The organism is Pseudomonas migulae, from assembly GCF_043225285.1.
Classification (GTDB): domain Bacteria; phylum Pseudomonadota; class Gammaproteobacteria; order Pseudomonadales; family Pseudomonadaceae; genus Aquipseudomonas; species Aquipseudomonas migulae_C.
Map to the genome: position 1 here is coordinate 337,336 of NZ_CP171224.1, position 18,979 is coordinate 356,314.

Genomic DNA, 18,979 nt, shown 5'->3' on the forward strand with positions numbered 1-18,979 from the left:
CATGAAACGCCAAATCCTTCTCAGCATCGCTTTCTCGGTTTTTGCAGTTAACGCTTTTGCCGCGCCTCATGCCCGTACCATGATCGCTGAAGGCGGCTCGGATCGGTTGATTGAAAGCCGTGTGGCCGAGGGTGGTTCGGATCGTTTGATCGAGAATCGTGTGGCTGAAGGTGGTTCGGATCGCCTGATCGACCGCCGCGTTGCCGAAGGTGGTTCCGACCGTCTGATCGATCGCCGCGTCGCCGAAGGTGGTTCTGATCGCCTGATCGACCGCCGCGTTGCCGAAGGTGGTTCCGACCGTCTGATTGACCGCCGCGTTGCCGAAGGTGGTTCCGACCGTCTGATTGACCGCCGCGTTGCCGAAGGTGGTTCCGACCGTCTGATCGAAAGCCGCGCTGCATGAATGCGTAGACCTACCGCAGTACTCGACAAAAAGCCCGGCCTCACCCGCCGGGCTTTTTCTTGCGCCATACAAATGCGTGTCCTTCATTGCTGCGGTCACTTGGCGCCGGAAACGTACACCGCCCCCTGTAGGAGCTGGCTTGCCAGCGATGGACGTCAACGATGACGCATGCTGTCTGAATCAACGCGGTGTCCGGGCGACTTTCGCGAGCAGGCTCGCTCCTACAGGGGTTTCGTGCGCGGGCTGAAAGTTAGTTACGCAGCAGCACGTACGCCTCTCCCCCCTGACGATCATGCTGAAGAATGAAGTTCGTACCCTGGACACTCACCTTCGACGGCACCCGATCCGCTACCGCCGACTGCGAATAAGGCTGCACCGCGCTCAGCAGTTGCCGGGTCAAAGTAGTCTCAGGCTGACTCGGCGTCGTGACCACACACTCTTTCGCCGACAACTGCACCGCAAGGTTCTTGTCAGCTGTAAAGCCGATGCGCGTAAAACCCATGTCCTGCAAATCATCGATGCCATAACGCTTCGCCGCATCGGCCGAGCCGGCGAACGATGGCGCGGTCTTGAGGCAGATGTCGGTGAACGCTTCAATCGCCTTGGACGTAACGGGAATCGGTGCATTCGGGGTTGTCGCGGCACAACCGGCGAGTACGAGAAGGCTGGAAACAGCGAGCTTGCGGACAAACGAACGAGACATGACGCGGGGATCCTTCCATTTTGATGGCAGCGTGCACCACGGGGTGCGAGCCGATTGAGGACGCGAATGGTAAAGCAAGCCCCGCCCCCCTCGCGAGCAGAATAATGGCAGATAGCCTCCACCTATCCCTGAATACGCTTCGTCAGCCCGGACGAATTCGTGCCCGAAGCGAAGGTCACAGCGGAATCAGCGCCCAACCGCTCCGGAGATCTGCCCATGACCAGCACGCGATCCGAAACCGCCACCGCGCAAACCCTTTTGCTTGAACCCAACGCCTGGGTGCCCAATAACCCGCGCCTGCCCGTGCTCATTTACCCCAAGGCCATTGCCATCAAGGGCAGCGACCCGGCCTCACTGTTCGAGAAAACCTTCAAGGCCAACGGCTGGCCACCGCAATGGCGTTACGGGGTGTACGACTTCCACCACTACCACACCGAAGGCCATGAAGTGCTTGGCGTTGCCAGCGGTCACGCCCGCCTGATGCTGGGCGGCCCGCAAGGTCATGTACTGGAAGTCAGTGCCGGTGATGTGGTGTTGCTGCCGGCGGGCATCGGTCACTGCAACCTCGGCGCCAGCGATGATTTCCTGGTGGTCGGCGCCTACCCACCGGGGCAGCACGCCGATATCTGCCGCGAGGCGCCAAGCGCTGAGCAACGGGCGAGCATCGACACGCTGCCGTTTCCCGAGCGCGATCCGGTTCAGGGCAAGGACGGTGCGGTAGGCCGACACTGGGGCAACCCGCCTCAGCCATGAACACGCAGTGCTCTCCAATGGTTTGAATCAAGACGATCTGCACCGGACTCAATACGTTCAGAACCCAATAGCGCGGGCCCAAAGGCAACACTGTCTCCACTCCCAACGCACACCGCGTTGGCGTGTGAACGGTATCGCCACCCCCACTATTGGAAGCCTGACTCATGAAAACCTTAAGCATCGAGAACAACAAAACCAACACCGCCTCCGGCCACTCATCGCTCGGGATCAAAACCACCGCGATCGGAACCTACGGAGCGTACGTAGCCCTCGCCGTGATCTACTTCTGGTTCGGCGGCATGAAGTTCACGCACTATGAAGCGCAAGGCCTGGTTCCGCTGGTGAGCAACAGCCCTTTCCTGGGGTGGGTCTACAACCTTTTCAGCGTCGACACCTTCTCCAGTCTGCTCGGCGTCCTGGAAGTCTCGATTGGCGTTCTGATTGCCGGGCGACTGCTGTCACCCAAACTGTCATTGATCGGTGGCGCGTTGTCAGCCGGCCTGTTTTTCACCACGCTGAGTTTCATGCTGTCGACACCCGGCGTGATCGAACCCGGCCTCGGCTTCCCGGCCATTTCGGTTGCACCGGGCCAGTTTCTCCTGAAAGACATCGGGTTGCTGGCGGCCTCCATTTTCGTCGCCGGCCATTCGTTGACCGCGCTGGAAACCCGCTGAACGATGATTCTCCCGGCGATGGCCTGAAACAACTCAATGATTCAGGCCATTTCCCCTCAAGAAAGCGCTTCCCCTTCTGCTGCCAACTCTTTCATCCAGTCCCGAGGGCTAACGCCCGTTTTGCGCCGAAATGCGCGGGCCAGCGCCGAGGGGCTTTCGTAACCGACTTCGGCGGCGATGAGCGTAATCGGCCGCCCTTCTCGCAAACGTTTCTGCGCCAGGCTGATACGCCAGCTCAACAGATAGTCTGCTGGCGTCTGCCCGATGACAGCCCGGAAATGCACGGCATAGGCCGCCCGTGACATGTTCGACTCGCTCGCCAACTCCGCCACCGACCAGGCACGCTGAGGGGCGTTATGCAGTTGCACCAGCGAGCGCGCCAGTCGCGTATCGGCCAGCCCGGCCATCATCCCGGTGCGCAGTTGCTGATGATCGAGCAGGTGCCGAAACAACAGGATGATCAGCAATTCGAACAAGCGATTCAGCGCCGCTTCCCTGCCGCAATGTCCGCCAGCCGCTTCAGCGAACATCCACCGCAGGGTATCGGCCAGCTGCGGCAACTCGTCCAGCGACAGCACCAAACAATCGGGGAGCGAAGCAGACAACGGGTTATCGACCCCGCCCTCGAACACCATTGACGCGCATAAGAGCTGAGCCCCCTCGGGCTCGCTGGCGAGCAGTTGATACCGGCTTGGACGAGGCAGGAAAATCAGGCTGGGGCGGATCAGCAGCGAGTCCTTGCGGTCGCCCCCGCGCAACGTGACGGTGCCCGCCTGCAACAAGTGAATATGACCGCGCTGGTCGGCGCCATCGTACGACGCCATGCCGCAAAGCCTGCCGTTGTAAAACAGGTGCGCGCGCACGCCGAACTGCGACAACAAGGTAGAGAGGCGATCCATGGGCGATCTCTTGAAGAGCGACAGACGCTCGATCATAGCACCGGCGACTGGCGGCCCGACTGAGCACGTTTTAATGAAAAAGCCCGGCTTTATCGCCGGGCTTTTTCGTGCGCAACCCTAGGTGTGATGGATTTCCCGATCCTTGGTTTCCGGCATGAAGAATGTACCGAGAATGGCCGTCATCACCGCGATGACGATCGGGTACCACAGCCCGTAGTAGATATCCCCGGTGGCCGCGACCATGGCAAACGCCACGGTCGGCAGGAAGCCGCCGAACCAGCCGTTGCCGATGTGGTAAGGCAGCGACATCGAGGTGTAGCGGATGCGCGCCGGGAACAGTTCCACCAGCCACGCAGCGATCGGGCCGTAAACCATGGTTACGTAGATCACCAGGATGGTCAGCAGCAACAGCACCATCGGGTAATTGGTCTTGGCCGGGTCAGCCTTCTCGGGGTAACCGGCCTCCTTGAGCGCGGTGCCGAGGGTGGCGGTGAAGGCGTCGTTGCGGGTCTTGAAGTCGGCGGCCGGCATGCCGGTGCCTTCGAAACTCTCGATCACTTTGGTGCCGATGCGAACCTGCGCAACCGTGCCCGGCGCGGCTTTTTCGTTGACGTAGGGAATGGCCCGCTTCGCCAGCACCGTCTTGGCGAGGTCGCAGGAACTGGTGAATTTGGCCTTGCCCACCGGGTCGAACTGGAACGAGCACTGGTCCGGATCAGCCACCACCGTGACCGGGTTCTTCGCCTGCGCCGCGAACACGTCGGGGTTACCGTACTGGGTCAACGCGTGGAAGATCGGAAAGTAGGTCACGGCCGCAAGAATGCAGCCAGCCATGATGATGCCCTTGCGGCCGATGCGGTCGGACAAACTGCCGAAGATCACGAAGAACGGCGTGCCGATCAGCAACGAACCGGCGATCAGCAGGTTGGCGGTCTGCGGGTCGATCTTGAGCATTTGCAAGAGGAAGAACAGCGCGTAGAACTGCCCGGTGTACCAGACGACGGCCTGGCCGGCGGTGCCGCCGAGCAGCGCCATGATCACGATTTTCAGGTTGTCCCAGCGGGCGAAGGATTCGGTCAGCGGCGCCTTGGACGCCTTGCCTTCGGCCTTCATTTTCACGAACACCGGCGACTCGCTGAGTTGCAGGCGGATGTACACCGAGATAATCAGCAGCAGGATCGACAACAGGAAAGGAATCCGCCAGCCCCAGGCCTCGAACGCTTCAGTGCCGAGGATCGTCCGGCAGGCGAGGATCACCAGCAGCGAGAGGAAAAGACCGAGGGTCGCGGTGGTTTGAATCCACGAAGTGAAATAGCCGCGTTTGCCCTTCGGCGCATGCTCCGCCACGTAGGTCGCCGCGCCACCGTACTCCCCGCCCAGCGCCAGGCCTTGCAGCAGGCGCAGGGTGATCAGGATGATCGGTGCCGCTACGCCGATGGTCGCGTAACCGGGCAGAAAACCGACGATGGCGGTGGAGATACCCATAATGACAATGGTGATGAGAAAGGTGTGCTTGCGCCCGATCATGTCGCCCAGGCGACCGAACACGATCGCGCCGAAAGGCCGTACGGCAAACCCCGCGGCGAATGCGAGCAGCGCGAAGATGAAGGCCGTGGTTTCGTTGACGCCGGCGAAGAAGTGCTTGGCGATGATCGCGGCGAGGGAACCGTACAGGTAGAAGTCGTACCATTCGAACACGGTGCCCAGGGACGAGGCGAAGATGACCTTGCGCTCCTCCTTGGTGATCCCGTTGTTGGGCGCGCTGCCCGTGGTGGTGGTGTCGATTGCGGCCATGAGTCTTCTCCGTCTTGCTCTTGTTGTAGGCCGGAGCACCTCTGTACCACTGTCGCACCCAGGCCCTGGGGCTGAAGTCATCGGACTGCGGAATGCACAAAGCCTGGCAACAGGCTGACCGCCTCACATCACTGCAAGGTTTCCTGAAGCATAATCAGCTTCGCGCAGATATCCACTCGCCATCATGTAAACCCTCAAATACGCGGAGAACCCGCCATGAATCAGCGCCAAAGCGGCTATGCCCCGGTCAACGGGCTGCACCTTTATTTCGAGATTCACGGCGCCGCGCACCCCACGCAACCGCCGCTCGTGCTGTTGCATGGGGGTGGCGACACGATCGAAACATCGTTCGGCCAGATCCTTCCGGTGCTCGCCCGCCAGCGCCAGGTCATCGCGGTCGAGCAGCAGGGTTATGGACACACGGCCGACATCGCCGACCGCCCGTTCAGCTTCGAACAGTCTGCGGACGACACGGCGGCGTTGCTCGCGCATCTGCACATCCCGCAAGCGGACCTGTTCGGCTTCAGCAACGGCGGCACCATCGCCTTGCAAGTGGCGATCAGGCATCCGCACGCGGTGCGAAAAATGGTCGTGGCGTCGGCGCTGGTCAACCGTGAAGGTGCCTATCCGTGGCTCTGGGAAGCGATGGCCCAGGCCACGCTGGAGAACATGCCGCAGGAACTGCAAACGGCCTATCTCAAGGTGGCGCCAGAGCCCGCAAACCTGCGGTTGATGCACGACAAGGCCGCCCAGAGGATGCGCGATTTCCGGGACATCCCGAGCGACATCATCCGTTCCATTAACGCGCCAACGCTGGTGGTGGTTGGCGACGCCGATGTCATCCGTCCCGAACACGCCGTGGAGCTGTTCCGCCTGCTGGCGCACGCGCAACTGGCGGTGCTTCCCGGCACCGATCACATGCAGGTGACGATGCGAACCGATTGGCTGGTGCCGATGATCGACGGGTTTCTGGATGCCTGAAGGGCATTCCGTTCAGCCGAGATCCCGTAGGAGCCAGCTTGCTGACGATGGCGTCCGCGAGATCGCCATCGCCGGCAAGCCGGCTCCTACGGATCGGGGGTGTTCTCGGGATTGGGGACTCACACAAAACCTGTAGGAGCCGGCTTGCTGGCGATGGTGTGTCAGTCGACATTTCCTTAGCTGACACACCATCGCCAGCAAGCCGGCTCCTACAAGGAAATGCAGTGTTGAGCAGGGGTGCGTTCAAACGCTCTTTCGCCTTGATGGCAAACCATTGCCGACGTCGATAGTCACCATCAACTCAATGAAGTTCTCTTAAAAATCGTGCGGCGTAACATCAGCTCCATACCAACCAATAACACCCCGGAGCACACCACCATGAAACGCCAAATCCTTCTCAGCATCGCTTTCTCGGTTTTTGCAGTTAACGCTTTTGCCGCGCCTCATGCCCGTACGATGATCGCTGAAGGCGGCTCGGATCGGTTGATTGAAAGCCGTGTGGCCGAAGGTGGTTCGGATCGTTTGATCGAGAATCGTGTGGCTGAAGGTGGTTCCGATCGTCTGATCGATCGCCGCGTTGCCGAAGGTGGTTCCGACCGTCTGATCGATCGCCGCGTTGCCGAAGGTGGTTCCGATCGCCTGATTGATCGCCGCGTCGCCGAAGGTGGTTCCGACCGCCTGATCGACCGCCGTGTTGCCGAAGGTGGTTCCGACCGTCTGATCGAAAACCGCGTCGCCGAAGGTGGTTCCGACCGCCTGATCGAAAGCCGCGCTGCATGAATGCGTAGCTCTACCGCAGTACTCGACAAGAAGCCCGGCCTCACCCGCCGGGCTTTTTTATGGTCAAATGATCAGGCCCCTCTTAAAGCCACTGTTCCACCTGTGTTACATAACACCTGATTGCGAGTCCGCGCCCAATGAGGTTTGCCCATGTCTACTTTCCCACGCCTGCCCCGGCTGCTGTTCTGTGCCCTGTCCGGTTTGCTCGCGTGCAGCGCGCAGGCTGACGAAACCGCCCCGGCGCCCGCCAGTTTGCAACCGCTGCTGGCGACGATGAATGAACGGCTGAACATCGGCGACTTGGTGGCGCTGACCAAATGGGACAGCCACAAGCCGATTCAGGACAGCGCCCGGGAAGCGCAAGTCATTGCCAATGCGAGGAAGGAGGCGGTTAGCCGCAAACTCGACCCGGACGAGGTCGCCGAGTTGCTCGCCGCGCAGATTGAAGCCAGCAAACTGGTGCAATACGGACTGCTCGCGCAATGGCAAGCGGCAGGCAGGGCGCCTGATGTGCCGCGGCCGGACCTCGGTAAAGAGATCCGGCCGCAACTGGATGAGCTGCAAAACCGTCTGTTGCAGTACTACGCTGACTTCGCCCCCTATCGCAAAGATCCCAATTGTGCCCATTGGCTGGCCAGGGCGCGATCGACGCTGATCAAGGACGGCCTGCATGGCCAGGCCCTGATCCGCGCCACCGGAGATCTGTGTATCGTCGATCGGTGAGTCAGCCGCAGACCGCCGGCGCAATCAAGGCTGGAGACTGCTGACGCTCTGCGCGCCCTTCTCGAACATCGCTTCGAAACGCGGCTTGTTGGCGGCGTAATAAGCGGCGACGGCCTGGTCGGAAGAGCTCTGGCGCGCCTGCATCATCAACGCTTCGAGATCAGCCTGAGGGATCGAGTAGTGCGCGAAGAAGTACGCCACTTCCGGATACTCCTGGCTGAAGCCCTTGCGAGCCATGGCGTGAATCTGTTCGGCACCGCCAAAGATTTTCTTCGGGTCATCCAGATAGCGCAGCGGATATTTGGAGAACATCCAGTGCGGGCTCCAGGCGTTGACCAACGACCATTTGCCGCGCTTGAGGTTACGATCCAGCTCGTTGAGCATGCCGGATTCCGATGAGGCCACCAGCTTGTAACCGGTGAGCTTGTACTCCTCGATGGCCTTGACCGTGAGCTTGTACTGGCCATTGCCGACCTCGGACGTGAGGATCTTGCCCTCAAGCTTTTCCCTGACTTCCGGTTTGTTCAGGTCCTCTACGCTCGCCACTTCGCTGATCGGCACCGAGGTCGGCACCGTCATGCCGATCCGCCCTTCATAGAGCACGCCGAGGTCTTCGAGCCGGTCTTTGTATTTGTCGTAGAACGCCTTGTGGGTACTCGGCAGCCAGACCATCGGGATGAGGTCGATATTGCCGTTGGCCAGGGCCTGGAACTGGATGCCGATGTCGGCCATGACCAGTTTCACCGGTTGCTTGAGATGTTCCTGCAACGCGGTGGTGGCGAGCTTGACGGTGATTTCGGTGTCGGACCAATTGACCCAGCCAATGCGCACAGGCTGCGGTTCCGCCGCCTGAGTCAGCGCCGCTTGGGTTCCCAGCGCCAGTCCCAACAAGCAGGCACAGGCTGTTTTTCGATACGAATGAGCGTTCATCAGGCGTCTTCCTATTTTACGGTGATAGGCAGGTTGTCTTCATTTGAACGGCCTTACGGTCGTGAACAGTGCAGTCTTCGCTGCTTCGAGTTCGGGCAACACCGCCCTCCTCCACCGATAACTGCTCAATCCCTTTGACGTCGTGACGAGCACGACAGTTCGGTAGCTCCTCTGCACCCTTTCGAGCTTGATCTTATCGGCGACTTTTGTGTTGCGCAAGAAAAATGTACATGTGTGTCATGATCAATTGACACTCATGTACATTTATCCTAGTTTCAAGTCGCCGAGCCTGATGAAGCCCACTTTGGAGCGCACCACGATGTCCAGCGATCCCTTGCTGCAACCCTACAAGATCAAGCACCTGACCCTCAGAAACCGGATCATGACCACGGCGCACGAGCCGGCTTACCCTATCGACGGCATGCCCCAGGCGCTCTATCGCGCTTACCACGTCGAGCGCGCCAAGGCCGGGGTTGCCCTGACCATGACGGCGGGCTCGGCGGCGGTCTCCCGGGACAGCCCGCCGGTCTTCAACAACGTACTCGCTTACAAGGATGAAGTGGTCGGCTGGCTCAAGGACCTGACGGACGAATGCCACGAACACGGCGCCGCGGTGATGATCCAGCTGACCCACCTGGGCCGGCGCACCCGCTGGGACAAGGCCGACTGGCTGCCCGTAGTCTCGCCTTCGCACCGTCGCGAGGCGTCGCACCGTTCGTTCCCCAAGAAGATGGAAGACTGGGACATCGAGCGCATCATCAAGGACTACGTAGACGCGGCCGAACGCATGCAGGCCGCCGGGATGGACGGCCTGGAATTGCAGGCCTACGGGCATTTGATGGATCAGTTCTGGTCGCCGCTGACCAACGACCTCGACGGCCCTTACGGCGGCTCGCTGGAAAACCGCATGCGCTTTACCTTCGACATCCTGCGCGGGATTCGTCAGCGCGTCGGTGAAAACTTCCTGCTGGGGGTGCGCTACACCGGCGACGAAACGCTGCCGGGCGGCTTCAACGCCAGCGAAGGGATGCAGGTGTCGCACATGCTCAAGGACAGCGGGCTGATCGATTTCCTCAACGTGGTGCGTGGCCACATCGACACCGACGCGGGCCTGACCGATGTCATCCCGATCCAGGGCATGCGCAACTCGCCGCACCTTGATTTCGCCGGTGAGATCCGCGCCTCGACAGGCTTCCCGACCTTTCACGCAGCGAAAATTCCCGACGTCGCCACGGCGCGCTACGCGATCGCCTCGGGCAAGGTCGACATGGTCGGCATGACCCGTGCGCACATGACCGATCCGCACATCGTGCGCAAGATCATCGAGAAGCGCGAAGAAGACATTCGGCCTTGCGTGGGCGCGAATTACTGCCTGGACCGGATCTATCAGGGCGGCGCCGCCTACTGCATCCACAACGCCGCAACCGGTCGCGAAACCACCATGCCCCACGAAATTCCCAAGGCGCCGCGCCAACGCAAAGTGCTGATCATCGGCACCGGCCCCGCCGGGCTGGAAGCCGCACGGGTGGCGGGCGAACGTGGCCACGACGTCACCGTGCTGGAGGCCGCGGACCAGCCCGGCGGGCAGATCCGGCTGACGTCCCTGAACGAACGTCGCCGCGAAATGATCGGCATCATCGACTGGCGCATGGTGCAGTGCGAGCGTCTTGGCGTGAAGTTTCACTTCAACACCTGGGCGGAAGCCGACACCGTGCTGGCCCACGAGCCGGACGTGGTCATCGTCGCCACCGGTGGCCTGCCCGATACCGAAGTGCTTTCCCAGGGCAACGAACTGGTGGTGTCGACCTGGGACATCATTTCCGGCGACATCAAGCCTGGCCGCAACGTGCTGATTTTCGATGATGCCGGCGACCACGCCGCCCTGCAGGCCGCCGAGGTCATTGCACAAAGCGGCGCCACCGTGGAAATCGTCACCCCCGACCGAGCGTTTGCACCGGAAGTGATGGCGATGAACCTGGTGCCTTACATGCGCAGCCTGCAAGACCTCGACGTCACGTTCACCGTCACCTACCGCGTCGAGTCGGTGGAAAAGCGCGATGGCAAGCTGGTCGCGACCTTCGGCAGCGACTACGGCAAGGTCAACAAGCAACGTGTCGTCGATCAGGTCGTGGTCAACCACGGCACGCTGCCGCTGGACGACCTGTATTTCGACCTTCGTCCGCACTCAAGCAATGGCGGCGCAGTGGAACAGCACGACCTGATCGCCGGCCATGTGCAGCACATCGTCACTAACCCGCAAGGACGTTTCCAGCTGTTCCGGATCGGTGACGCCGTGGCGGCTCGCAACACCCATGCGGCGATCTACGATGCCTTGCGGCTGGTGAAGGAAATCTGAGCGTGAAGCGAGGGAGCATCGGCTCCCTCGCTTTTTTTACATCCCCCGCCGCGCGACAGCGGCACCGGCCTGCACGGCCTGTCCCACGATGGCGTCGATACGCTGATCGGTCATCACCTGCAACGCCGCTGCCGTGACACCCCGATAAGCCATCAAGGCCTCGATCATTTGCAGGGGATCGCGGCTCGCCAGTAACTGACCGCCACCGACCACCACCCCGTGCGCGGCCCGTTGTGCGATGGCCTCGGGAATCCCGGCGGCCACCGCCGACTCGACCAGCGCCTTGTACAACAGGGCCGGGAAAGCAGGCCCGGTGCCGGACAGCGCGCTGAGGTAATCGATGCAATCCTCATTAGGCACTTCGTCCGCCGAACCGACGCACTCGAACAGCCGTTGCACCCACTCGCGGTCCTGATCGCTCAACTCACCGGCGTTGTACCAAGGAGTGAATGACTGGCGGATTTCCACCGCCGCATTCGGCATGGCCCGCACCACGACCTGCGCACCGGTGGCGGCGCTGATGGTCGCTGCCGGAACCCCGGCCATCAGTGAAATCACCTGCTTGCCGCGAGCGTCGATCTGCAGTTCACGAAACTGCTCCGGACGGATCGACAGCAGCACGACGTCGCTCCGTTCAACCAACGCCTGGTTATCCGCCAGCACCCGCACCTGCGGCGCGAATGTACCGGTGCCGGAACGGTTGGAAATCAGCAGGCCATCGGCGGCGATAAAGCCGCTTTCCAGCACCGCATCTGCAATCCCGCGGCCCAGCCAGCCGGTGCCGCCGATGATCCCCAGGGTTCTAGTCGGCATCGGGCGTCGCCTCTTCGAAGGTGTCGGCCAGTGACACGAACACACCAGGCTCTTTTTCCGCGTAGCCGAACTTGCCAAAAAAACGGTCGAGTTCACGACGCTTCGGGGCCTTGCCGGTAAATACCGTGACGTACTGCGGAATGCGCCGGAAACGCACGACGATGTCTTCCGTGGTCTTCATCGAGATATAGCCGATCTGCGTCAGGTAGATGGTCCTGGCCCGCGCATCGGCGGCGTCGGTCTCGTAGCCGAACCGGCGAAACATCCCGGCCAGGGCACCGATCCGCGCCTCGTCGGCCGCCGCGATTTCACCGGCAACTTCGTCGGACTGCAGCGCCCAGCTGCGCACGGCAAACTCGAATTGCGAGTCGAACAGCTCCGGGTTCACCCAGCATTCGAAAACGTTGAGGATCGCTTCGGAAATGCTCTCGGCATAACTGTCGCACTGGCTGATCAGCCCGCCGGTGTTCTTGTCGCGCCAGCGGGTCAGGAGCGCTGCGAGCAGTTGTTCGCGATCCTCATAGAACCAATAGAAGCTGGTGCGCGACAAGTTCAGCCGCTTGGCCAGCGGCATCACGCGCACCGCGTCCACCCCGGATTCCTTCAGGGCATCGTAGGCGGCGTCGAGCCAGCCATTGACCGAGCCACGCCAGCCGGCGTCCTGTGCCTTGGTCCGTGTCTTTCCTGTCTGCGACATCCTCGGGTACCACCGTGATCTGAAAATGTCGCTCCACTCTACGCTGCACGCTCGCGTGCGTACACAAAATGTACATCAGCGTACAGTTAAGCGACGCTTTCGATCACGGCGCCTGGAAGGTCTGCAAGTACGCCAGCACATCCTCGATTTTCTCCGGATCGCTGAGCCCCCAGAAAATCATCCGGGTCCCGGGCACCACTTTTTTCGGCGCTTCGAGGTAAGCCGTCAGGGTCTCGCGCGTCCAGACAATGCCGGCGGATTTCATTGCATCGGAATACTGGTAGTCCACCACGCTGCCCGACGGACGCCCGAAGATCCCGTTGAGTTGCGGACCGAAACCGCCCCGCGCCGACTCGCCCACCTGGTGGCAACCGCCGCAGATCCGCGTGAACAGTTTCGCCCCGGCTTCAGCGTCCCCCGCCGCGACGGCGGGTGTGGCGAGCAGCCCGGCGTTGAGTATCAGGGCCAGGGTGAGTACGGCGGTTTTCATCGTGTTCGATTCCAGGCATTCGGGGGGCGCAGCGTAACTGAAACCGTCACTTTCGATCATCAGGACTTGCGAAATACAACAGTAAGCTAAGCTTGGATCAGCTTATTGCTCACGATGCTCGCTTCTGCAGGGTTGTGGTTTTTCTGGAGAGCGTCTGCAACAGCTATCTCAGACAGGCCCAACTTGTTCACGCAGGAAAGACGTGATGACCGAGCCCCTCCTCAGTTTTGACGCGCTCAAGCGCGCTGCTGCATCCGGCGAAATCGATACCGTGCTGGTCTGCATGATCGACATGCAGGGCCGCCTCGTCGGCAAGCGATTCCAGGTCGAGTTTTTCATCGACAGCGGCCACGAAGAAACCCACTGCTGCAATTACCTGCTGGCCGACGACATCGACATGGAACCGGTGCCGGGTTACGCCGCCGCGAGTTGGAGCAAGGGCTACGGCGACTTCGTCCTCAAGCCCGACATGTCGACCCTGCGCCGCGTGCCCTGGCTGGAAGGTACGGCGCTGGTGCTGTGCGACGTGCTCGATCATCACCATCGAAAAGACTTGCCCCACAGCCCGCGAGCCATCCTCAAACGCCAGGTCGAACGCCTGCGTCAACGCGGCTACACCGGCATGTTCGCCTCGGAGCTCGAGTTCTATCTGTTCGACGAAAGCTACGAAGCGATCCACCAGCGCAACTACCACCAACCGAAAACCGCCGGCCATTACATCGAGGATTACAACATCCTCCAGACCACCCGCGAGGAGCCGGTGCTGCGGGCGATCCGCAAGCACCTGCAGGCGTCGGGCATTCCCGTGGAAAATTCCAAGGGTGAATGGGGCCCCGGCCAGGAAGAAATCAACATACGCTATGCCGATGCGATGACCATGGCCGATCACCACGTCATCATCAAACACGCCTGCAAAGAGATCGCCGAGCTTCAGGGCAAGGCGATCACCTTCATGGCCAAGTGGCGCTACGACGCTGCCGGTTCCAGCAGCCATATCCATAATTCGCTGTGGGACAAGAACGCCAAGAAGCCGCTGTTCTTCGACGCCAAGGCCGAGTTCGGCATGTCGAAACTCATGCGTCAGTGGGTGGCCGGGCAGCTCAAGTACGCCAACGACATCACCTGTTTTCTCGCGCCCTACATCAACTCCTACAAGCGCTTCCAGGCCGGCACCTTCGCCCCGACGCGTGCAGTGTGGAGCCGCGACAATCGCACCGCCGGCTTCCGTTTGTGCGCCGAAGAGAGCAAGTCCATCCGCATCGAATGCCGCATCGGCGGCGCTGACTTAAACCCTTACCTGGCCTTCGCCGCGCTGATTGCGGCGGGCCTGGCGGGGATCGACGAGAAGCTCGAACTCGCGCCGCCGTTCGAGGGCGATGCCTACCTCGACGAGCATCTGCCGGAGGTGTCGAAAACCCTGCGCGACGCCTGCTCCGCGCTCAAAGGCTCGAGCATGTTGCGCGAGGCGTTCGGCGATGAAGTGATCGACCACTACGTGCACACCGCCGAGTGGGAGCAGAAAGAGTACGACCGGCGAATCACCGACTGGGAACTGCAGCGCGGCTTCGAGCGCTATTGAGCACACCATGACTGCGAAGATTCAGCTTATCTCCCCGGTCGATGGCCGGGTGTACGTCGAACGCCAACAAACGGATACGACACAGCTCCTTCAGGCGCTTGAGGCGTCGGCCGCTGCCCAGACGCAATGGAAGCGCCGCCCCCTGAACGAGCGCGCGGCGTATTGCAGTGCGGCGGTGGACGCGATGCTGGCGATGAAGGATGAAATCGTGCCGGAGCTGGCCTGGCAAATGGGCCGACCGGTGCGTTTTGGCGCTGGCGAGCTGCGCGGTTTCGAAGAGCGAGCCCGACACATGATCGCCATTGCGCCGCAAGCGCTTGCCGCCGTCGAGCCCACACCGGTCGCGGGTTTTCGGCGTTACATCAAACGCGAGCCGCTGGGTACGGTGCTGGTGATCGCCCCGTGGAATTACCCGTACCTGACCGCCGTTAACACGATTATTCCGGCGTTGATGGCGGGCAACAGCGTCATCCTCAAGCATGCGTCGCAAACCCTGCTGGTCGGCGAGCGTTTCGCTGAAGCTTTCCGCCGGGCCAATCTGCCTGAAGGGTTGTTCCAGAACCTGCTGCTCAGTCATGCCAGTACTGCCGTGGCCATCGTCACCGGCGACGTACAACAGGTGAACTTCACGGGTTCGGTGGACGCGGGCCTGCAAGTCCAGCAAGCCGCCCTGACGGATTTCATCGGCATGGGCCTGGAGCTTGGCGGCAAAGACCCGGCCTATGTTCGCGCCGACGCCAACCTTGAACACGCCGTGGAAAACCTGGTGGACGGCAGTTTCTTCAACTCCGGGCAAAGCTGCTGCGCGGTCGAGCGAATCTATGTCGATGAGAAAATCTATCCCGCCTTCGTCGAGCGCTTCGCCGATCTGACCCGCCAATACGTGTTGGGCAGTCCGCTGGACGAAGCCACCACGCTGGGGCCGATGGTCTCGCCGGCCGCCGCCGACTTTGTTCGCGGACAGATTGCCGACGCGCTGGCCGAGGGCGCCAAAGCGCTGATCGATCCGAAGGCGTTTCCCGCCGACGCGCCGGGCAGCGCTTACCTGGCGCCGCAGGTGCTGGTGGACGTCACCCATGACATGTCGGTGATGCGCGAGGAAAGCTTCGGTCCCGTGGTCGGCATCATGTCGGTGTCGAGCGACGACGAAGCCATCGCCTTGATGAACGACAGTGACTTCGGGCTCAGCGCGTCGATCTGGACCCAGGACCTCGCCGCCGCCGAACGCCTCGGCAACGAGATCGCCACCGGCACCATATTCATGAACCGTTGCGATTACCTCGACCCGGCGCTGGCCTGGACCGGCGTGAAGAACAGCGGGCGCGGCGTCACCCTGTCGCGCCTGGGTTACGAGCATCTGACCCGCGCCAAATCCTTTCATCTGCGCCACGAGGTGTAGACCATGAGCCTGACTGGAAACTGGAACTACCCCACCCGTGTTCACTTCGGGGTCGGCCGCATCGCCGAGCTGGCCGACGTCTGTCGCAGCCAGGGGATAGAGCGACCGCTGTTGGTGACCGACAGCGGCCTGGCCCGCGCGCCGATCACCACCGCAGCACTGGACGCCATGCGCGCTGCCGGCCTGGGCGCCGCGCTGTTTTGCGACCTCAAGCCCAATCCGGTCGAAGCCAACCTGGCCGGCGGACTTGAGGCCTGGCGCACCGGCAAGCATGACGGCGTGGTTGCTTTCGGCGGCGGCAGTGGCCTGGACATGGGCAAGCTGATCGCCTTCATGAGTGGCCAGACCCGGCCGGTGTGGGATTTCGAAGACATCGGCGACTACTGGACCCGCGCCGACGAGAGCGCCATCGCCCCGGTGATTGCAGTGCCGACCACCGCCGGGACCGGTTCTGAAGTCGGTCGCGCGGCGGTGATCATCGATGAGCGCACGCACACCAAACGCATCATCTTCCACCCGAAAATGATGCCGCGCGTGGTCGTCAGCGACCCGGCGCTCACGGTCGGCATGCCGGCAAAAATCACCGCTGGCACCGGCATGGACGCGCTCGCCCATTGCCTGGAAGCCTATTGCGCCCCGGGTTTTCATCCGCTGGCCGACGGCATTGCGGTGGAAGGCATGCGCCTGGTGGCCAATGCCCTGGTGCGCGCCGTGCACACGCCTTCGGACCTGGACGCCCGCGCGCAAATGCTCGCCGCCGCCGCCATGGGCGCCACCGCCTTCCAGAAAGGTTTGGGCGGCATGCACGCGTTGTCGCATCCAGTGGGCGCGCTGTACGACACCCATCACGGCATGACCAATGCGACGTTCATGCCCTATGTCCTGCAATTCAATCGCTCGGCCATCGAAGAACGCATCACGCGCCTCGCGGCGTACCTGCGCCTGCCCTCCCCGGGCTTCGACAGTTTCCTCGCGTTCATCCTCAAGCTGCGCAAGGACATCGGCGTGCCGCACACCCTGGTGGAACTGGGCGTGGATGATCGCCAGGCCGACCTGATCGCGGACATGGCGATCGTCGATCCCTCGGCCGGCGGCAATCCCCTGCCACTGACCAAGACCGGTGTGGCGAGCATTTTCGACGCGGCTTTTCACGGCCGCCTCTAGATCCGGAGCAGTCAGCTTGTATCGGTGGTAACAAGGAGCAGTACGACAAGGTGTTGAAGACCAGCCCATTGCGCAGACGCCAATGGATTGAATCAAAACCTGTAGGGGTACACAGCATGAACCCAGCAAGTCAGCCCGACACCGACGCGCATGACGAAGACGTCAAGGCGTTGCACAACATGGGCTACGCCCAGCAACTCTCGCGACGAATGGGAGTGTTCTCCAACTTCGCGATTTCCTTCTCGATCATCTGCATCCTCTCCGGCGGCATCAACTCACTGGCCCAGGGCACCTCGGGCGCGGGCGGCGCGTCGATCGGCATCGGCTGGCCCATCGGCTGCCTGATTTCCGGGGTGTTCGCCCTGGCCATGGCGCAGATTTCCTCGGCCTACCCCACCGCTGGCGGGCTCTATCACTGGGGTTCGATCCTCGGTAACCGCTTCACCGGCTGGCTGACGGCCTGGTTCAATCTGCTGGGATTGGTCACGGTGCTGGGCGCGATCAACGTCGGCACCTACTATTTCTTTTTCGGTGCGTTCGGACCGGCCCTGGGTATGGAGGACACCACCACGGTCAGGGTGATTTTCCTGGCGATCCTCACTGGCATCCAGGCCTTGTGTAATCACCTGGGAATCGGCCTGACCGCGAAACTCACCGACTTCTCCGGCTACCTGATTTTCGCCACGGCGCTGGCACTGACCATCGTCTGCCTGATCTCGGCCCCGAGTTACGAGTTCGTCCGGTTGTGGACCTTCGGCAACTATTCCGGCGAAGCGGGCGGCAGCGTCTGGCCACAGGTGTCGAACAGCTGGGTGTTCATGCTCGGCCTGCTGTTGCCGATCTACACCATCACCGGTTACGACGCCTCCGCGCACACCTCCGAAGAGACCCGCAACGCCGCCATGTCGGTGCCCCGTGGCATGGTCATGTCGGTGATCTGGTCGCTGCTGTTCGGCTGGGTGATGCTGAGTTCCTTCGTGCTGATGCTGCCGAGCATGGACGAAGCGGCGAAACAGGGCTGGAACGTGTTCTTCTGGGCGATGAACACTCAGGTCAACCCCACCGTGAAACTGGCGCTGTACGTGGCGATTTTCATCTCGCAGTTTCTCTGCGGGCTGGCCACCGTGACGTCGGTGTCACGCATGATCTTCGCGTTCTCCCGTGACGGTGGCCTGCCCTGCTCGAAAGCACTGGCCTCGGTCTCCCCGACCTTCCGCAGCCCGGTCGCAGCGATCTGGACCGGCGCGACCCTGGCGGTGTTGTTCGACTGGGGATCGTCGGTGATCTCGATCGGGGAAACGCCCGTCTACACCATCGTGGTCTCGTGCACGGTGATCTTCCTGTTCTTCTCTTTCATCATCCCCATCGTGCTCGGCCTGTTTGCCTACGGGACATCGAAGTGGCCGACCATGGGCCCGTGGAACATGGGACGCGGGTTGTATTCGCTGTTCGCCATTCTCTCGGTGGTGTCGATGGTGGTGATTTTCATCATCGGCATCCAGCCACCGAACGACTGGGCGCTGTACATCACCATCGGTTTCCTGGTGCTGACGGCGATCGTCTGGTTCGGCTTTGAAGCGCGGCGCTTCCAGGGCCCGCCGATGGGCGACCTGATCATCAAGCGCCAGGCGGAAATCGCGGCGGCGGAAGCAGCGCTCAACAAGCAAGCGTAAGGGCTTTACCTGTAGGAGCGAGCCTGCTCGCGATGGGCGTTAACGATAACGCGTGCTTTCAGAATGAACGCGGCGTCTTCAAGTCCATCGCCGGCAAGCCGGTCTCGCTCCTACAGGGGGGTGCTTTGTATCGGCAGGTATTTTTCCCGGCGGATGCTACACAGCGTT

The 18,979-nt window shown here is 61.7% G+C and carries 18 protein-coding genes; 11 read left to right on the plus strand and 7 right to left on the minus strand.

Annotation, left to right across the window (positions count from 1 at the left end):
• Position 1 precedes the first annotated feature (1 nt).
• Positions 2-403: a hypothetical protein gene (locus ACF6ZU_RS01640; RefSeq protein ID WP_392890188.1), complete on the plus strand. Its 402-nt coding sequence runs from the start codon at positions 2-4 to the stop codon at positions 401-403.
• Positions 404-653: 250 nt separating this feature from the next.
• Here ACF6ZU_RS01640 and ACF6ZU_RS01645 read toward each other — a convergent pair whose 3' ends face one another.
• Entirely contained in the window at positions 654-1,106 is a 453-nt protein-coding gene (locus ACF6ZU_RS01645) for a hypothetical protein (protein WP_392890189.1), read from the minus strand.
• 216 nt (positions 1,107-1,322) lie between these two features.
• Here ACF6ZU_RS01645 and ACF6ZU_RS01650 point away from each other — a divergent pair, with 216 nt between their 5' ends.
• Together ACF6ZU_RS01650 and ACF6ZU_RS01655 are read left to right on the plus strand one after the other, a co-directional pair.
• Positions 1,323-1,859 carry a cupin gene (locus ACF6ZU_RS01650; RefSeq protein ID WP_392890190.1) on the plus strand — a complete coding sequence of 179 codons (537 nt, stop codon included), beginning with the start codon at positions 1,323-1,325 and terminating at the stop codon, positions 1,857-1,859.
• Between the two features lie 164 nt (positions 1,860-2,023).
• Positions 2,024-2,533, plus strand: a complete 510-nt coding sequence (locus ACF6ZU_RS01655) for a YkgB family protein (RefSeq protein WP_392890191.1) — start codon at positions 2,024-2,026, stop codon at positions 2,531-2,533.
• A gap of 56 nt (positions 2,534-2,589) precedes the next feature.
• Here the strand turns inward: ACF6ZU_RS01655 and ACF6ZU_RS01660 are convergent, their stop codons facing one another.
• Entirely contained in the window at positions 2,590-3,432 is an 843-nt protein-coding gene (locus tag ACF6ZU_RS01660) for an AraC family transcriptional regulator (protein WP_392890192.1), read from the minus strand.
• A gap of 117 nt (positions 3,433-3,549) precedes the next feature.
• The gene (locus ACF6ZU_RS01665) at positions 3,550-5,226 is read right to left on the minus strand and encodes an MFS transporter (RefSeq protein ID WP_392890193.1); all 1,677 of its coding nucleotides are present in this window, start codon (positions 5,224-5,226) and stop codon (positions 3,550-3,552) included.
• Between the two features lie 216 nt (positions 5,227-5,442).
• Between ACF6ZU_RS01665 and ACF6ZU_RS01670 the strand changes: the two genes are divergently transcribed.
• From ACF6ZU_RS01670 to ACF6ZU_RS01680, 3 genes are all read left to right on the plus strand, one after another.
• Positions 5,443-6,207, plus strand: coding sequence for an alpha/beta fold hydrolase (locus ACF6ZU_RS01670; protein WP_392890194.1), 765 nt, complete (start codon positions 5,443-5,445; stop codon positions 6,205-6,207).
• 378 nt (positions 6,208-6,585) lie between these two features.
• Entirely contained in the window at positions 6,586-6,987 is a 402-nt protein-coding gene (locus tag ACF6ZU_RS01675; protein ID WP_392890195.1) for a hypothetical protein, read from the plus strand.
• A gap of 150 nt (positions 6,988-7,137) precedes the next feature.
• Positions 7,138-7,710: a chorismate mutase gene (locus tag ACF6ZU_RS01680; RefSeq protein ID WP_392890196.1), complete on the plus strand. Its 573-nt coding sequence runs from the start codon at positions 7,138-7,140 to the stop codon at positions 7,708-7,710.
• Positions 7,711-7,734: 24 nt separating this feature from the next.
• Here ACF6ZU_RS01680 and ACF6ZU_RS01685 read toward each other — a convergent pair whose 3' ends face one another.
• Positions 7,735-8,640 carry a glycine betaine ABC transporter substrate-binding protein gene (locus ACF6ZU_RS01685; protein WP_392890197.1) on the minus strand — a complete coding sequence of 302 codons (906 nt, stop codon included), beginning with the start codon at positions 8,638-8,640 and terminating at the stop codon, positions 7,735-7,737.
• 319 nt (positions 8,641-8,959) lie between these two features.
• Between ACF6ZU_RS01685 and ACF6ZU_RS01690 the strand changes: the two genes are divergently transcribed.
• A complete protein-coding gene (locus ACF6ZU_RS01690) occupies positions 8,960-10,996 on the plus strand; it encodes an FAD-dependent oxidoreductase (protein ID WP_392890198.1) in 2,037 nt (678 codons plus the stop codon).
• A gap of 36 nt (positions 10,997-11,032) precedes the next feature.
• Here ACF6ZU_RS01690 and ACF6ZU_RS01695 read toward each other — a convergent pair whose 3' ends face one another.
• The 3 genes from ACF6ZU_RS01695 to ACF6ZU_RS01705 all read right to left on the minus strand — a co-directional run bounded on the left by ACF6ZU_RS01695 (position 11,033) and on the right by ACF6ZU_RS01705 (position 12,996).
• Positions 11,033-11,809, minus strand: a complete 777-nt coding sequence (locus tag ACF6ZU_RS01695) for a pyrroline-5-carboxylate reductase family protein (RefSeq protein ID WP_392890199.1) — start codon at positions 11,807-11,809, stop codon at positions 11,033-11,035.
• Positions 11,799-12,506: a TetR/AcrR family transcriptional regulator gene (locus ACF6ZU_RS01700; protein ID WP_392890200.1), complete on the minus strand. Its 708-nt coding sequence runs from the start codon at positions 12,504-12,506 to the stop codon at positions 11,799-11,801. The genes ACF6ZU_RS01695 and ACF6ZU_RS01700 overlap by 11 nt, the downstream gene beginning before the upstream one ends.
• Positions 12,507-12,609: 103 nt before the next feature.
• On the minus strand, positions 12,610-12,996 hold the full coding sequence (locus ACF6ZU_RS01705; protein WP_392890201.1) for a c-type cytochrome: 387 nt from the start codon (positions 12,994-12,996) through the stop codon (positions 12,610-12,612).
• 205 nt (positions 12,997-13,201) lie between these two features.
• Between ACF6ZU_RS01705 and ACF6ZU_RS01710 the strand changes: the two genes are divergently transcribed.
• From ACF6ZU_RS01710 to ACF6ZU_RS01725, 4 genes are all read left to right on the plus strand, one after another.
• Positions 13,202-14,575, plus strand: a complete 1,374-nt coding sequence (locus tag ACF6ZU_RS01710; RefSeq protein ID WP_392890202.1) for a glutamine synthetase family protein — start codon at positions 13,202-13,204, stop codon at positions 14,573-14,575.
• A gap of 7 nt (positions 14,576-14,582) precedes the next feature.
• Positions 14,583-15,974, plus strand: a complete 1,392-nt coding sequence (locus tag ACF6ZU_RS01715; RefSeq protein ID WP_392890203.1) for an aldehyde dehydrogenase family protein — start codon at positions 14,583-14,585, stop codon at positions 15,972-15,974.
• Positions 15,975-15,977: 3 nt separating this feature from the next.
• Positions 15,978-17,138, plus strand: a complete 1,161-nt coding sequence (locus tag ACF6ZU_RS01720) for an iron-containing alcohol dehydrogenase (RefSeq protein WP_392890204.1) — start codon at positions 15,978-15,980, stop codon at positions 17,136-17,138.
• Positions 17,139-17,254: 116 nt separating this feature from the next.
• Positions 17,255-18,811, plus strand: coding sequence for an amino acid permease (locus ACF6ZU_RS01725; protein WP_392890205.1), 1,557 nt, complete (start codon positions 17,255-17,257; stop codon positions 18,809-18,811).
• The last annotated feature ends 168 nt before the right edge of the window (positions 18,812-18,979 follow it).